This is a genomic window from Nocardiopsis sp. L17-MgMaSL7 (genome assembly GCF_003182025.1).
Taxonomy (GTDB): domain Bacteria; phylum Actinomycetota; class Actinomycetes; order Streptosporangiales; family Streptosporangiaceae; genus Nocardiopsis; species Nocardiopsis prasina.
Genome location: NZ_QGTF01000001.1, coordinates 536394 through 551462, shown reverse-complemented (window position 1 = coordinate 551462; position 15069 = coordinate 536394). Strand labels below are relative to the sequence as shown.

The window sequence follows — 15069 nt, the reverse complement described above, 5'->3', positions numbered from 1 at the left end:
GACCTGGGACTTTCGAAAAGTGCGGGTTTCGGTCATCCCAAGAGAGGGTTGTGAGATCGACCGGATCTTGCCCAAGGGGTGCTCAGCGGTCAGATGAGTCGCTAGTGTCAAGGCCATGACGCAGAACAACGATCCCAACCTGGACCCGGCGGGAACCACCCAGCACTTCCGCCGTTTCGTCGACGACAACCCCGAGCCCGAGGAGGCTCCACGCCGCCCGATCCTGCCGCTGGTACTCGCCGGCGTCGGTGTCGCCCTGACCGTCGGCATCATCGTCGCCCTGTTCGTGGCCTTCTTCTAGTCGGAGCGGCACGAACCGTGCCCGGTGGGTTCGTCCTTCCGGGCCAGGGCCGCGATGTGACGGGGCCGACCAGGGGTCGGTCCGGAACCGGTTCGCGGCCACCCCGTGGTCCTGCTAGAGTTAACTCGTTGCCGCAAGGAGCCGCGAGGCCCGAAGCGGAGACCGGCGTCATTAGCTCAGTTGGTTAGAGCAGCTGACTCTTAATCAGCGGGTCCGGGGTTCGAGTCCCTGATGACGCACAGCGAAGGGCCCTGGTGGGCGGAGTTCGTCTCCTCCGACCAGGGCCCTTTTCCGTGTGCCCGGTGAGGCTGGGGGGGTGATCGCGGGTCTCCTTCGTGTTCTGGGGCACATCGGACCGTTTCCGGCCCCGTGTGCTCCAAAGTTCCGGTAGAGTTAACTCGTTGCCGCAAGGAGCCGCAAGGTTCGGAGCGGAGACCGGCGTCATTAGCTCAGTTGGTTAGAGCAGCTGACTCTTAATCAGCGGGTCCGGGGTTCGAGTCCCTGATGACGCACAGCGAAGGGCCCTGGTGGGCGGAGTTCGTCTCCTCCGACCAGGGCCCTTTTCCGTGTGCCCGGTGAGCCGCTCCCGCCCTGGTCAGGGCGGACTCCGCGGAAACGAACTCCCGAATCGTCAGAACCTTCTCACTTCGGGACGCGTCTGGATAGATACCGCCGATACCCCTCCCGAGTCGGTGAGCAACCAGATACCCCGTGGAGTCGTCATGTTGTCCGAAGCGCGCCGCCCCCTGCTTGGCCGAGTCGCCCTCGCGGCCCTGGCCACCGGTGCCGCCCTGTCGCTGTCCGGCTGTGGCCTGCCGCTCCTGCCGCCCGCCCTCACCGGGGGCAGTGACGAACCCACCGAGTCGTACGACGCCGAGGCGGCGGAGGAAGCCGAGTACGACGAGGAGACCGAGACCGAGGAGCCCGTCGGCGCCGAGGACCAGGACGTCAACGCGCTGGCCGTGGGTGACTGCCTGAACGAGATGGAGGTCGAGTACGACGACTCCGTCAGCACGGCGCCGATCGTCGACTGCTCCGAGTCCCACGATCTGGAGGTCTACCACGGCGGCTTCCTGGACAGCGGTCTCGACTACCCGGGCCGTGACGAGGTCATCGAGATGGTCGACGAGAACTGCTACGGGGCCTTCCAGACCTTCGTCGGTACCGCCTACGAGGAGTCGGTCCTGGACATCCAGACCCTCTTCCCGATGGAGGAGGGCTGGGAGCTGGGCGACCGCGAGTACCTCTGCCTCATCGGTCAGATGGACGGTTCCCAGACCACCGGGACCCTCGCGCAGACCAACCTGTAGGCGGAGCCCGACCGGGCCCGACCCGCAACGTGGACGAAGGCCCGCGCCGTCGGCGGCGCGGGCCTTCGCCATGCCGGTCGGGTCAGCGGCGTCGGCGGGGTTCCATTGAGGGTCGTCGGAATACCAGATTGACATCGCTATCACCTGGTGAAATCTTTCGTTCTCGCCACCTTTGTCCCCCGCGAAATCCCCGCACGTAAGAAAGCCCGGAGCTCCCTCATGTCTTCCTCCTCCCCCGCCCTTCGCAGAGCCGCCCTCGCGGTCGTCGTCGCCGGTGCCGTCGTCAGCCTGTCCGCCTGTAGCGTGCTCAACTCCTTCCTCGGGGAGGGCAACGTGATGGAGATCGGGGTGGGGGACTGCTTCACCGACAGCGAGATGCGGACCGCCATGGGCGGCGGGGAGGTCGACAGTGTCCCCGTCGTCGACTGCTCCGAGCCGCACGACGCCGAGGTCTTCCACGCCGAGGACCTCCCGGACGGTGACTACCCGGGCAACGGGTCCGTGTCGGATTCCGTGGACGAGGTCTGCACCGGCAGCGCCTTCGGGGAGTTCGTCGGCGTCGACTTCGAGGAGTCGGAGTTCTACGTGGGCGGGTTCAGTCCGACGGTCGAGAGCTGGGACCTGATCGACGACCGCGAGATCCTCTGCTACGTGATGTCCGACGATGGTCCCGTCACCGAGAGCCTGGAGGGCGCCAACCGCTGACCCGGGGGCGCCCGCCTCGGCGGACCACCCGGCCGCGGTGTCTCCGTGACACGAAGGGCCCGCGCCGTCAGACGGCGCGGGCCCTCGTCATGCCGATCGGACGGTCCCTACCTCGGGGCGGTCGGCAGCAGCCACTCGTTCGGACGCTCGACGTCCGTCAGGAGAAGCCCCGGGTCTCCGTCGAAGGTCGACACCTCGGGGCTCCCCGGACGGGGGATGCCGCCGCACTCGGTGTCCTGAGGAACCACGCCGTCGATCAGGTAGGAGTCCACGACCGCGTTCACGCAGGGGTGGCCCGGTTCCCCGGTGTACGGGTCGGGCATGAGGTAGAACCCGTGGCCGCCCTCGTCCGTGACGGTGAGCAGGGGGCTCTCCAGGCGCTCGGCCATGACCGGTCCACCCTCGTAGAAGGTGTTGGCGTCGTGGTCGGCGGCGATCACCAGGGTCTCGGGGTAGCCGTCCCGCACGAGTTCGACGGGTTTCTCGGTCGGCGCGTTCCGGGTGAAGGTGCACGCCTGCGGGGCGGTCCACAGGGCACCCGTGCCGTACGGGTGCGCGTCCCGGTACTCACGCGACTGCTGGTGGTACAGGCCGAGCCGGTCGGGCCACTCGGCCTCGCAGACCACGGCGGAGAACAGGTCCATGCTCATGTCGAACACCGGGTTCATCTCCGGCTGCTCGAACTCCTCACCCGGGACCGGTTCGCCGTCGACCAGCAGCCGGAGGAACCAGGAGTTGACGTCCCAGTAGCCCTGGTCGCGCGAAGCGCTGAAGGCCAGGAGGTCGAAGGTGGCGCCGTCGACCAGTTCGACGTTCGGCACGTCGTCACGGGGCTCCTCGTCGAGCCGCGCCGAGGTCTCGTCGAAGAGGGCGACGATCCCCTCGGGGTCGGTGCCGAACCCGTACACGTCGTCGTGCTCGGCGAGCCACTCCGTGTAGCGCTCCATGTTGGCCGTGCCAGCGGGGGCCTGGCCCAGGAAGACGTCGCGCCACACCCCGTCCGGGTGGATGGACGAGTCCAGGACGCTGCGGTCGAGCCGCTCCGGGAACAGGGAGCCGTACACCGGGCCCAGGTAGGTGCCGTAGGAGTAGCCGAGGTAGTTGATCCGCTCCTCACCCGAGGCTGCGCGCAGCACGTCCATGTCGCGGGCGGTGTTGGCGGTGGTCATGTGGGGGAACCGGTCGCCCTCGGCGGCGTCGCAGGCCCGGGCGTACCGGATCTTCTCGCGCGTGTCGGTCGAGATCTCGGCGTCGCTGGCACGGGGGCGGATCATCGGGAACTCGACACCGCAGTCGAGAGGTGAGGAGGCCCCGGTGCCGCGGGGGTCCATGCCGATGAGGTCGTACACACCGTGCGCGGACGTCCCGGACAGGGCGGCCGGCATGTGGCGGGCCGGTCCGCCGGGGCCGCCGGGGTTGATCAGGAGCAGGCCGAGGCGTTCCTCGGGGTCGGTGGCGGCGGCGCGGCTGGCGGCGATGGTGAGCCGGGCGCCGTCGGGGTCGCCGTAGTCGAGGGGGACCTCGAACTCGGTGCACTCCAGGCCGGCCGCCACGAGTTCGGGCTCGGGGCACTCGGCCCAGACGATCTCCTGGTCGAGGAAGGGGGTCAGGGCTGACTCCTCCACCGGATAGCCGGGGGAGGGGACGGTGTCGGCGGCGGCTGGGAGCGCCGCCGCCAGGGACAGGGCGAGGCCGGTGGCGGTGGCCACCGCGGCCGCGCGGATGGTGGTGCGTGCTCGGGGCACGGGGGGTTCCCTCCGAAGTCCTGCCGCCGGTGGGGGAGCGGGCCCGTTCCGGCAGGCGCTGGTGATGACTCCGTGACAGTACGAAGCGCCCAGAGAGCAGCAAAACCATCAAAAGTAGCGTCTTGGAGGAGTGGCCGAATACGGCCACAAACCATTCGGCTATTTGTGTAGTTATGTCATTGTTTGTTCTTTTTGTGATGCCGATCCTGTCGCGCAAAAGACGCCGTTTGGTCACGAGGGTGGCGTGAGCCACAGCGGTGGCGTTACCGTGATGTTCTATTAGGAAAGTTTCCTAATAGATCCGTGCCTGCCCCCACCACCGCCGTGCCCCCTGCTCGAAGGAGCCTCGTGGCCACCGAAATCGCGGCCTCCCCACCACCCCCGGACACAGGTGAACCCGCGCCCGCCGCCCCAGGGACGATCCAACGCCTCCTGACCCGGATCTGGCGCAACTACGTCTTCGTGAAGGTACGCAAGGCCCTCGTCGTGGTCTTCGTGGTGGCCAACGTGACGTTCTTCCTCGGCCGCGCCATGCCGGGCGATCCCATCGACGTCATGGCGGGCCGCCTCACCCAGGGCGGCATGTCGATGAACGAGGCCCGGGCCATCGCGATCCACTCGCTGGCCTACGACCCGGACGCGCCCCTCTTCCGGCAGTGGTGGGAGTTCATCGTCGGGCTGTTCACGCTCGACCTCGGCGGGACCATCAACCGCCCCGGCTTCAGCGTCACCGACGCCATCGGCGCCTACCTCCCCTGGACCCTGTTCAGCATCGGCGTCGGCACCCTCATCGCGATCGCCCTCGGCCTTGCCCTGGGCATGATCATGGCCTACCGCCGCAACCAGATCCTGGACCACGTGCTCAGCGTCGTGGCCTCGGTCCTCGGTGCCGTCCCGAACTACCTCATCGCCATGGTTCTGGTCGTCGGCGGCGGCATGTACCTGGGCTGGTTCAACCCCATCGAACTGCGCGGCACCCTCAGTCCCGGTGTCCAGCCGGAGTTCACGCTGAGGTTCGTCGGGGACGCCTTCTTCCACGCCGCCCTGCCGATCGGCACCTACGTGCTGGCCATCATCGGCACGTGGATGCTCGTCATGAAGGCCTCCACCACCGAGGTGCTCGGCGAGGACTACGTGACCGTGGCCCGCGCTCGGGGACTGCGGGACGGACGCATCGCCACCGCCTACGTCGGCCGCAACGCCGTTCTGCCGCTCGTCGCCCAGATCGCGATCTCCTTCGGAACCCTGGTCGGCGGCGCGATCTTCGTCGAACAGGTCCTCGTCTACAAGGGCGTGGGCGGGCTGCTTCTCGACGCGGTCAACTACCGCGACTACCCGCTCCTCCAAGGGCTGCTCATCATCATCACCTCGTGCGTGGTGATCGCCAACCTCGTCTCCGACCTGCTCTACAGCAGGCTCGACCCGCGCATTCGGAACTAGGGCGTGACCGGCGGACACGAGCCCTGCCGCGCGTCGCCCCAGCGGCACCGGCACGGCGTTCTGATCAGTCGAGAGCCCGACCCGGGCGGGCCCCCGCGATGCGACGACCGCGGAGCGGGGCGCAGCAGGCGTAGGCCTTCTTCGGCCAGTGCCAGCACCGCCCACCCGTCACCCGCCACCGCCCCCGACGGAGGCCTTCGGTGCGGGACACCCGTCTGCCCCGCTCGCAACGGGCGGCATCCAACGAACACGCACTAAAGGGACGACCCCATGGCAGTCACCACCGCACCAGAGTCAACGGGCGTCTGGGGCACCATCTGGCAGGGCATCACCCGCAGCACCAGCGGGTTCGTCGGGCTCTGCCTGGTCCTCAGCGTCCTCCTCTTCGCCTTCGTGGGCCCGTTGCTCATCGACCACCACAACCCCACGGACGTCAGCAAGATCTGGGGACCGATGAGCTCCGAGCACTGGCTCGGAACCAACCACGAGGGCAAGGACACCCTCACCCAGCTCATCCTGGGCGGACGCGAACCCATCCTGGTCGGCTTCGTCGCCGCGCTCATCACCGTCGCCATCGCCGTGGTCCTGGGAGCGGTGGCCGGGTACGTCCGAGGCCGCCTGGACCACCTGCTGCTCCAGCTGACCGACATCACGATGACCATCCCCTTCATCGTCCTGATGCTGGTCATCGCCTCCTTCTACCGCACCTCCTCCCCGATGGTGGTCTCCCTCATCATCGGGCTGGTCACCTGGCCCTTCCTGATGAGGTCCATCCGGGCACAGGTCCTCTCGCTGAAGGAACGCGAGTTCATCGAGGCGGCCCGGCTCCAGGACCTCGGCACCGCGCGCATCCTCTTCGTCGAGGTGCTGCCCAACATGCTGGGCTACATCTTCATCAACTTCATCATCGCCATCACCAACGCCATCTACGCGGTCGTCGGCATGTACCTGCTGGGCCTGCTGCCCAGCACCGCCGACAACTGGGGACTGATGATCCAGCAGGCCTGGGACAACAACGCCTTCCTCCTGCCCCAGGCGGCGCCCTTCCTCATCGCCCCAATGGTGATGATCATGCTCTTCCAGATCGGGCTCGTGACCATGACCCGCTCCCTGGAACAGGCCCTCAACCCACGACTCCGGGACAGGTGAGCCCCGTGAACGACCTCCCCGCCACCCCGGGCGACCCCGGCCCCCTGTTGTCCGTCCGCGGCGTCGACGTCGGCTACCGGACCGGGCGCAGGACCCAGGTCACCGCCGTCCACGACGTCTCCTTCGACCTCCACCCCGGCCAGTCGATGGCCCTGGTCGGTGAGTCCGGCTGCGGCAAGACCACCCTCGGCCTGGGACTGCTGCGCCTGCTCCCGCGCACCGGCGTCGTCTCCAAGGGCGAGATCCTCTTCCGCCGCAAGGACGGCACCCGCGTGGACGTGCGCACCCTGGAGAAGGAGAAGCTGCGCCGCTTCCGCTGGAACGAGGCGGCCATGGTCTTCCAGGGCGCCATGAACGCCTTCAACCCGGTGCTGAGGATCGAGGAGCACTTCCTCGACACCTTCCGCGCCCACGAATCCGTCGGCCGCCGCCGCTCCCGCAAGGAGATCATCGAGCGCTCCGCCGAACTGCTGGAGATGGTGCGCCTCGACCCGGCCCGCGTCCTCGACAGCTTCCCGCACGAGCTCTCCGGCGGCATGCGCCAGCGCAGCCTCATCGCCCTGGCTCTCGCGCTCAACCCCCAGCTCATCATCCTCGACGAGCCCACCACGGCCCTGGACATCCTCACCCAGCGGTCCATCGTGGAGCGTCTGGCCGAGCTGCGCGAGGAACTGCGGTTCTCGATGGTCTTCATCACCCACGACCTCGGCCTGGCCGCCGAACTCGCCGACCGCGTCGGCACGATGTACGCCGGTCGGCTCATCGAGACCGGGACCACCCGGGACATCTTCTACCGCTCCCGGCACCCCTACACCTCGGCGCTGATCAACTCCGTGCCCCCCGTCGTGGGGGACCTCCACGTCCCCGAGTCCCTGCCCGGCGGCCCGCCCAGTCTGCACTCCCTGCCCCCGGGCTGCGCGTTCGCGCCGCGCTGCGCCCACGCCCTGGACGCCTGCACCGCCACGCGCCCCGTGCTCGACGTTCTCCAGTACCGCGACGCGGGCCTGAGCCACACGGCCGCCTGCCTGCGCTCCACCGACGCCGCACTCCACGCCGAGGGGGTCTCCCGTGATTGACCGGACCGTCAACCCCGCCCACGCCGAACCGCGCCCCGACGACACCGCGCCGCGTGCCGCCAGCGCGGTCGGGTACGGCGGAGCCCCCGCCCTCAGCGACCCGGCTCCCGGCACCGTCATCGACGCCGCCAGCACCACGGAGGCCATCGAGGCCGACGAGCGCCGCGGCCAGCCCCCCGTACTGACCCTCAAGGGGGCACAGCAGGTCTTCCGGACGTCCCGGGGCGAGGTTCCCGCCGTCGCCGGGGTCGACCTCGACGTCCGGCCCGGCCAGGTCCTCTGTCTGGTGGGGGAGTCCGGCTGCGGCAAGACCACGACGGCCCGCATGGCCGCCGCCCTGTCCAGCCCCACGGCCGGTTCGGTCCTGTTCCGCGGCAAGGACGTCGCCGCGATGGACCGCAAGGAGCGGGCGGCCTTCCGGCGCTCGGTCCAGTACATCCACCAGGACCCCTACGCCTCCCTGAACCCGGTCCGCACCGTCTACTCCACGGTCTCCGCCGGGCTGCGCCGCCACAAGCTGGTGAAGAACCGCCACGAGGCCCGCAGGGTCGCCGCCGACCTGCTGGAACGCGTCGACCTCACCCCGGCCGAGGACTACCTGGACAAGTACCCCCACCAGATGTCCGGGGGCCAGCGCCAGCGCGTCGCCGTGGCCCGGGCCCTGGCGATGGAACCCGAGGTCATCATCGCCGACGAGTCCACGTCGATGCTGGACGTGTCCATCCGCGTGAGCCTCCTCAACACCCTGGGCAGACTCCGCGACGAACTCGGCGTGAGCTTTCTGTTCATCACCCACGACCTCGCCGTGGCCAAGTACTTCGCCTGGCGGGGCGAGATCGCGGTCATGTACCTCGGCAAGGTCGTGGAACACGGGCCCACCCCGCAGGTGGTGAACGACCCCCGGCACCCCTACACCAAGGCGCTCATCTCCGCGGTCTGCGAACCGGACCCGGACCTGGCGAAGAACAAGGAGCGGGTCCGGCTGCGCAGCTCTGACATCCCCGACCTCACGGACCTGCCACCGGGCTGCGACTTCCACCCGCGCTGCCCGATCTACGCCCAGGGCAGCTGCGACACTGTGCGGCCGCCGCTGGTCCGCAGCCACGACCGGCTGCTGGCCTGCCACGTCGTGACCCGGGGGTGAGGTGAGTTGCTGCTCCTCGTCGGACGCTTCGGCCTGTTCGTCGGAGCCTTCCTCACCCTCGCCTGCACCCTCATGGCCGTGATCACATCCCCCGGCACAGCCGAGTTCGTCATCAGCGTCGTCACCGTCGGTGTCGGCCTGGCCGTACTCGCCCTCGGTCTGCTCGCCGTCCTTCTGGAAAGGAAGCGTCAAGAATGACCTCCACCCCCTCGCGCAACGCGATCCTGAACGATCTGAGCAGGAGGCGGCTCCTCAAGGCCGTCGGTCTCGGCTCGGTCGGGGTGGCGGGCGCCGGTCTGCTGTCCTCCTGCTCCGCCGACAGCGGCGGCAGCTCCGACGCCACCCAGTTCACCGGGGTCTTCGACTACGACCTGGACTCCATGACGCGCAACGTCCACCGTGAGGACGGCGCGCTGCTGCTCGGCTCCGTCTACAAGGACCTGTTCCTGTGTCCGGGCGGCGTCTTCAACTGGGCCGAGCACGACTGGGACTACCTCTTGCTGGAGGGCCACGAGTGGGATGGCAACGACCTCCTCCTGACCCTGCGCTCCGGGCTGAAGTGGAGCGACGGCAACGACCTCAACGCGGACGACATGATCCGCAGCTACGCCATGCGCGTCCTGGAGGCCCCGCCGTGGGGCTTCGGCTTCCCCCAGGTCCAGAACCTGGAGAAGCTGGACGACCTCAGCGTCCGCCTCGGTTTCGAGAACCCGTTCCCCAACATCGAGCGCAGCATCATCAAGCACCGCATCGTCTCGAAGGCCACCTACGAGAACTTCGGCGAGCGGGCGGTCGAGATGGTCAACGACGGCGTCCGCCAGGGCGACGACGAGCACTCCGAGTGGAACGCCGAGTTCATCGAGTTCAACCCGGACGAGATCGTGTGCAGCGGCCCGTACATGTTCGACGACGCGCAGATGTCGGACGCGCGCATCACGCTGGTGCGCAACGAGGACGGATACCAGGGCGCCGAGGTGAAGTTCGACGAGGTCGTCATCCACAAGGGCGACAACCGGCAGTCGGCACTGCTGGTCCAGCAGGGCGAGGTGGACTACTCCACCCTGGCCCCCTCCGCCGCCGACCAGCAGGCCTTCCAGAACGTGGAGGGCTTCCGCTGGGTCGAGCACGCGGGCTACGACGGCTGCGGCATCATGTTCAACCACCGGGCCAAGCCCGAGGTCCAGGACGTGCGTGTGCGCAAGGCGCTCGCCTACGTCCTCGACGGCGACCAGATCGGTCAGGTGGCCCGCGGCGACGGCTACAGCCGCGTCACGCACTACGCGGGTCTGGCCGACATCCAGGCCGAGGAGATCCTCACGGCCGAGGAGCTGGAGGACTTCGAGAACTTCGACCAGGACCTGGACAAGGCCACGGAGCTGTTGGAGGACGCCGGCTGGACCAAGGAGGGCGGCAAGTGGCTCCTCCCGGACGGCGAGGAGGCCAGCTTCGAGGTCATCGGTGTCGCGGGCTGGGGTGACTTCGAGCTGACCGCCACCCAGGTCGAGGAGGCCTGGAACGCCTTCGGTATCAAGACCGAGGCGCGCAACGTCCCCGAGGACAACCCGTGGGGTATCTGGGGCGCCGGCGACTTCGAGGTGGCCGTGCGCCACTGGGGCAACCCGGAGCAGCCCGACTACTGGGGTGCCTTCCAGATGAACTTCCTCACCGAGAACGCCGGAACGGAGGACTCCCCGGGCCAGGGGTTCGACCTCCAGGTCGAGAGCCCCTCCCAGGGAGAGGTGGACATCGCGGAGCTGGTGGACACCGCCCAGCGGGCCGAGAACGAGGAGGAGCAGAAGGAGGCCCTGAAGACGCTGGCCGTCGTCTTCAACGAGCTCCTTCCCCGCATTCCGATCTGGACCTACAAGTACCTCTCCCCGGCGGTCGAGGGGGTTCGCGTCAAGGAGTTCCCGACGGACACCCCCACCTCCCAGAACGAGCAGTACCAGGACAACCACGTCATCCTGGCGCTGATCCAGGGCGATCTGGAGCCGGTCGAGGGCTGAGAGACGGGCCCCCGGCCGTGAGCCGGGGGTGAACCGATCCGGTCCCGGGCGGGGGCGGGTGCCTTCGGGCCCCGCCCCCGCCGGTGTGCCCGGACGCCGTCGCGCGAATTACGGGCATGCGTGAGTTTGTCCCTCGAGAGACCGTTTGTGCGCGTTCGAGGCGAAGCGGGGTGCGGGTGGCTCGGGGTCGTCCGGGGCCTCCGCGATCCGACTCGCGCACCAGACGGATCGCCGTGGGTCTCGACTCGAGAAGGTCGAGGGTGCCGCGAGCTCGGCGGCCTCGCGACGGGCGCACCTCGTTCCGAGCTTCCTCCGAACGCGACTGAATCGCCCCCCGGGGGGTTCGCACGCTCACCCGTGCGGGTGCCGCCCGGTGTTCGACCGTGTGAGTGGGCGGATTCGACCCCTGTGTGACCAAGACCGTACCCTTCGACGAGACCGGAACGGAACCCGGTCGCCGCGGGACGACGGGGAGTCTCCTGGAAACGCGTCGGTGCTGGTCAACGCAGTTCCGGTCAGGTCGGGGCCGACCGTGGGCCGACTGGTGGCGGGTGGCCGCCGCGTATCCTCGCGAGAAGGTGACACCCGGCAAGAATCAGACAAACCAGGACAAATGCACCGATTCCAAAGTGGTCCCAGTGGTCACTTTTCCAGTGTTTCCCCACGTCACCCCGGTGGCGTCCGGGGTCCTTTCGGCGGATCTTCGATTCTTCTGTCAAGCTGGGCGTCCTTTGTTAGTCTGACGAACCGAACGACGGTTCCCGGTGGAAGTACGGGAATTGTGTGGAGCGGGGACACTTGTCCGCCGGATCGGGCGCTCTCCTCCGGCCCCGGTCACGCGCCACGATCCCCTCCCGCCATAACCGTCGAGGCGTCCCCCCGGCGTTAGGGGCGTCTGGTCGTCTCACGGGCCGAAAGGACCCGAGGAACGATTTCCTCCCTGGTCAGGGCGGTGGTGCGGGGCCACCGCCATCCGCCCACCTGATGCGAGGAGACGAGATTGTGGCACAGGCGCAGTCACCGCAGGAACGCGATGACCACTCCCTGGCCAAGATGATGTCGACGGAGGATGGGCGTGGAACCAGGCGTGAAGGAAGGTTCCGCCGGGCCATCTCCCGGATGGTCAAGTCCCAGGAACCCCCGTCACCGGAGACCGAGCAAGGAAATCCCGTGCATCAGCCCGTGCATCCGCACTCGCAGAACCCCGACCGAACGTCGGACGGCGAGGAGACAGCCGCGACGGAGCCCCCCACCGGACCCTTCTCCGCGTCCGCCGAGAACGGTTACCGTCCCACCTCCCGGGTGAGCGTCCCCAACCCCTACACGACCCGGAACCTGGAGATCGACGACGTCGACACCGGCGCCAACCAGGTCGGCCAGTGGCGCGGCGTCGGACTCAACGAGCCCGAACCGCGCAGCCCACACATCCCCGCCACCACGGACACCATGACCGACAGCCCCAGACCATCAGAGCACACAGAGCGGCCCGAGGCCCCTGTGTCACCCACGGCACCGGCGACACCGGAACCGGCGGTAGCCGCACGGCACACGCCGGGTCAGCGCGCCAGCCACGAGCCCCCGAGGGTCGAGGCGCCCAGGGTCGACCCGGGCGCGCACGAGGCCGCCCAGGGCGGCGCCCAGCGTTCCGCGGCGCCGGTCGCGTCACGGTGGCCTGCCACCGACCCCGCCGCGTTGCAGGCGCAGTGGACGCCCCCTCAGGGTGACTCGCCCTACGAGCAGCCGCGCCCCGCGCCCGCCCCTTCCCAAGTGCCGGAACCGGGCGGCCGGGACCACCGGGCGACCGGTCAGGGCCCCCAGGCCCCGTACGGCTACCAGGGCCAGCCCGAGCACAACGGCTACCGGGACCCCCAGGGCTACCCGGAGGCGTACGGGTACCAGGAGCCCCGGTACCTCCCCGGCCACCCGGAACAGGGCACCCACGCCCCCGGGTACCAGGGGCACGGCTACGGCCGTCCCGAGGCCGCGCCGCACGGCTACCAGCGGCCGCCGCACGAGGCCCAGGGCCACCCGTACCCCGGGTACCCCAGGGCCGACTACGCCCCGCAGCCGCCCGCGCCGCACTACCCGTCCTACCCGCCGCCGCTGCCGTACCAGAGCGCCTACCCCCTGCCCTACCAGCCGCCCGGCTACGTCCTCCCCGGCCAGCCGGTCGTCTACCCGGGCCAGTTCGCGCCCTACGGGCAGATGAGTCCCTACGGCCAGCCGGTCCAGCACGTCATCGTGCTCGCCGCCGGGCAGCAGCCACAGGTGATCACCGCCGACTCCGCCGCCACGTTCTTCGCCGAGCGCGCCGAATCGTCGGACTCGCCGGAGATCGGCCAGGACCGGGCGCTCACCCGCTCGGAGAACGGGACGGACACACCCACCGCCGACGAACCGGCCCAGAAGGAGACCGAACCCGAGTCCGGGACGGCTCCGACCGAGTCGGCCACTCAGGCGCGGGATGCCCAGGCCGTCACCGAAGCACCCGCCCCGGAGCCGGAGACCGCCGCGTCGGCCGCGGTCACGTCCGAGCGGCAGGACGACCCCCAGAGCGACCTGCTCAACGAGGCGCTCGCGGGTCTGGCCATGCGGGACCTCTCCCTGGTCGATGCGCTCCTGGAGATGGTCGAGGCCCTGGAGACCGGTGCCCAGGACCCGGACCTGCTCGACAAGCTCTTCCAGATCGACAACTTCGCGACCCGTATGCGACGTAACGGTGAGAACTTCCTGGTGCTGACCGGGCACGACGGCGGCGAGTCCGATGCGCACGACGAGATCGTGCCGCTGCTCGACGTCGCCCGCGCCGCGACCTCGGAGATCAAGGACTACCCCAGGGTCAGCCTGGGCAAGATACCGCAGGCCTCCATCACCGGTCTGGCCGCCGACGACATCAGCCACCTCCTGGCCGAGCTGCTGGACAACGCCACCGCGAACTCGCCCGAGCACTCCCAGGTGGTGATCAGCGCCCGCGAGCTGGACGACGGCCGCCTCATGATCGTCGTCGAGGACGAGGGCGTGGGCATCCCCGAGGCCCAGCTGAGGGAGCTCAACGGCCGTCTGGACGGCGAGCCCGTCCTGGACGACGAGGTGCCCAAGCACATGGGCCTCTACGTGGCCAGCCGGATCGCGCGGAAGCACAACCTGGAGACCAGGCTGGAGTCGCGCTCCTTCCGGGGGGTCAGCGCCTACACCATCGTTCCCAAGGAACTCCTGCGAGTGGCCACGCCCCGGACGCCCGGGCAGCCCCGCACCGCCACGATTCCCAGCACGAGCGCGCCCGTGACCTCGACCGGCCCGATCCCGCAGCAGTCCTCCGACGACCGTGCGCTCAAGGGCACCAGCGCGCCCAAGGCCCCGCCGAAGCCCGCTCCCGGAGGGAGCTCCGCGGTCACCTCGGCGGGTCTGCCCCGGCGCAGCGCCACCCCGCACGGTTCGCCTCTGCGGATGATGCCGCACCCCGACGCACTGTCCGAGAACCCGCCGCCCCCGCCGAAGGGCCGGGACGACACGCCGCCCCGACTCACCGGTGAGGCCCGAGCGGAGCAGATTCGTGACGAGCTCGGCGACTTCCTCGACGGGGAACGCGCCGCACTCGACGGCGAGGACCTTGAGGACGACAAGGAATGAACCTCCCAGCGGGGGCCCAGGAGTCCGTCCGGGTCCTCACAGCCCAGACCCCCAGCGAACACGACCTTCGGCCGAGGCAGGTAGAGCACAACCATGACTGAATCCACGAACGACAGCGTTGAGAACTTCTCGTGGCTCATCGACCGGTTCGTCCGGGACGTGCGCGGTGTCGAGCACGCCGTGGTGGTCTCCTCCGACGGCCTGGTCCTGACTCACTCCAGTGACTTCCCCGAGGTGCACGCCGAACAGCTCGCGGCCATCGCGAGCGGGCTGCACAGCCTGGCGGTCGGCGGTGCGAGTCTGTTCCAGAGGGGTGAGTGCGAGCAGCTTCTGGTTCGCTTCAACCACGGCCACCTGTTCATCATGGCCATCAGTGACGGTTCCTGCATGGCGGTGCTCACCGCACCCGGTACCGAGCTGAAGATCGTCGGTTTCCAGATGGCCAAGCTCGTGGACAACGTCGCCCACGTGCTCACTCCGCAGTTGCGTTCGCAGCTGCGCGAGGTCATCCAGAACTGACGACGGTGACCCGTAACGGTTCGGCAGGAATGAGGTTGCCGCGG

The 15069-nt window shown here is 69.0% G+C and carries 12 protein-coding genes and 2 tRNA genes; 13 read left to right on the top strand and 1 reads right to left on the bottom strand.

Annotation, left to right across the window (positions count from 1 at the left end; genetic code table 11):
- Positions 1 to 115 precede the first annotated feature (115 nt).
- The 5 genes from BDW27_RS02270 to BDW27_RS02250 all read left to right on the top strand — a co-directional run bounded on the left by BDW27_RS02270 (position 116) and on the right by BDW27_RS02250 (position 2316).
- Complete coding sequence (locus BDW27_RS02270; RefSeq protein WP_049578766.1) at positions 116 to 301, top strand: hypothetical protein; 186 nt, start codon at positions 116 to 118, stop codon at positions 299 to 301.
- A gap of 165 nt (positions 302 to 466) precedes the next feature.
- Positions 467 to 540 (top strand) — tRNA-Lys (locus tag BDW27_RS02265).
- A gap of 199 nt (positions 541 to 739) precedes the next feature.
- Positions 740 to 813: transfer RNA gene (locus BDW27_RS02260), tRNA-Lys, on the top strand.
- A gap of 210 nt (positions 814 to 1023) precedes the next feature.
- Positions 1024 to 1611: a septum formation family protein gene (locus tag BDW27_RS02255; protein WP_110048014.1), complete on the top strand. Its 588-nt coding sequence runs from the start codon at positions 1024 to 1026 to the stop codon at positions 1609 to 1611.
- Positions 1612 to 1830: 219 nt separating this feature from the next.
- Positions 1831 to 2316, top strand: a complete 486-nt coding sequence (locus BDW27_RS02250; RefSeq protein WP_110048013.1) for a septum formation family protein — start codon at positions 1831 to 1833, stop codon at positions 2314 to 2316.
- Positions 2317 to 2423: 107 nt separating this feature from the next.
- On the opposite strand, the gene BDW27_RS02245 is transcribed toward BDW27_RS02250, so the two are convergent.
- Complete coding sequence (locus BDW27_RS02245) at positions 2424 to 4061, bottom strand: alpha/beta fold hydrolase (protein ID WP_110048012.1); 1638 nt, start codon at positions 4059 to 4061, stop codon at positions 2424 to 2426.
- Positions 4062 to 4409: 348 nt separating this feature from the next.
- Here BDW27_RS02245 and BDW27_RS02240 point away from each other — a divergent pair, with 348 nt between their 5' ends.
- The 8 genes from BDW27_RS02240 to BDW27_RS02205 all read left to right on the top strand — a co-directional run bounded on the left by BDW27_RS02240 (position 4410) and on the right by BDW27_RS02205 (position 15025).
- Positions 4410 to 5501: an ABC transporter permease gene (locus BDW27_RS02240; RefSeq protein WP_017543693.1), complete on the top strand. Its 1092-nt coding sequence runs from the start codon at positions 4410 to 4412 to the stop codon at positions 5499 to 5501.
- Between the two features lie 270 nt (positions 5502 to 5771).
- The gene (locus tag BDW27_RS02235) at positions 5772 to 6650 is read left to right on the top strand and encodes an ABC transporter permease (protein ID WP_017543694.1); all 879 of its coding nucleotides are present in this window, start codon (positions 5772 to 5774) and stop codon (positions 6648 to 6650) included.
- A gap of 5 nt (positions 6651 to 6655) precedes the next feature.
- On the top strand, positions 6656 to 7726 hold the full coding sequence (locus BDW27_RS02230) for an ABC transporter ATP-binding protein (protein ID WP_110048011.1): 1071 nt from the start codon (positions 6656 to 6658) through the stop codon (positions 7724 to 7726).
- The gene (locus BDW27_RS02225; protein ID WP_110048010.1) at positions 7719 to 8870 is read left to right on the top strand and encodes an ABC transporter ATP-binding protein; all 1152 of its coding nucleotides are present in this window, start codon (positions 7719 to 7721) and stop codon (positions 8868 to 8870) included. Before BDW27_RS02230 ends, BDW27_RS02225 begins: the two co-directional genes overlap by 8 nt.
- Before the next feature lie 6 nt (positions 8871 to 8876).
- Complete coding sequence (locus BDW27_RS02220; RefSeq protein WP_017543697.1) at positions 8877 to 9068, top strand: membrane protein; 192 nt, start codon at positions 8877 to 8879, stop codon at positions 9066 to 9068.
- Complete coding sequence (locus BDW27_RS02215) at positions 9065 to 10876, top strand: ABC transporter substrate-binding protein (RefSeq protein ID WP_110048009.1); 1812 nt, start codon at positions 9065 to 9067, stop codon at positions 10874 to 10876. The genes BDW27_RS02220 and BDW27_RS02215 overlap by 4 nt, the downstream gene beginning before the upstream one ends.
- A gap of 1170 nt (positions 10877 to 12046) precedes the next feature.
- Positions 12047 to 14506: a sensor histidine kinase KdpD gene (locus tag BDW27_RS02210; RefSeq protein ID WP_233515596.1), complete on the top strand. Its 2460-nt coding sequence runs from the start codon at positions 12047 to 12049 to the stop codon at positions 14504 to 14506.
- 93 nt (positions 14507 to 14599) lie between these two features.
- The gene (locus tag BDW27_RS02205; RefSeq protein WP_017543700.1) at positions 14600 to 15025 is read left to right on the top strand and encodes a roadblock/LC7 domain-containing protein; all 426 of its coding nucleotides are present in this window, start codon (positions 14600 to 14602) and stop codon (positions 15023 to 15025) included.
- The last annotated feature ends 44 nt before the right edge of the window (positions 15026 to 15069 follow it).

Excerpts from the sequence above, each read along its gene's own strand:
- BDW27_RS02270 (WP_049578766.1), top strand. The coding sequence starts at position 116 with ATGACGCAGAACAACGATCCCAACCTGGACCCGGCGGGAACCACCCAG.
- BDW27_RS02255 (WP_110048014.1), top strand. The coding sequence starts at position 1,024 with ATGTTGTCCGAAGCGCGCCGCCCCCTGCTTGGCCGAGTCGCCCTCGCG.
- BDW27_RS02250 (WP_110048013.1), top strand. The coding sequence starts at position 1,831 with ATGTCTTCCTCCTCCCCCGCCCTTCGCAGAGCCGCCCTCGCGGTCGTC.
- BDW27_RS02235 (WP_017543694.1), top strand. The coding sequence starts at position 5,772 with ATGGCAGTCACCACCGCACCAGAGTCAACGGGCGTCTGGGGCACCATC.
- BDW27_RS02215 (WP_110048009.1), top strand. The coding sequence starts at position 9,065 with ATGACCTCCACCCCCTCGCGCAACGCGATCCTGAACGATCTGAGCAGG.
- BDW27_RS02205 (WP_017543700.1), top strand. The coding sequence starts at position 14,600 with ATGACTGAATCCACGAACGACAGCGTTGAGAACTTCTCGTGGCTCATC.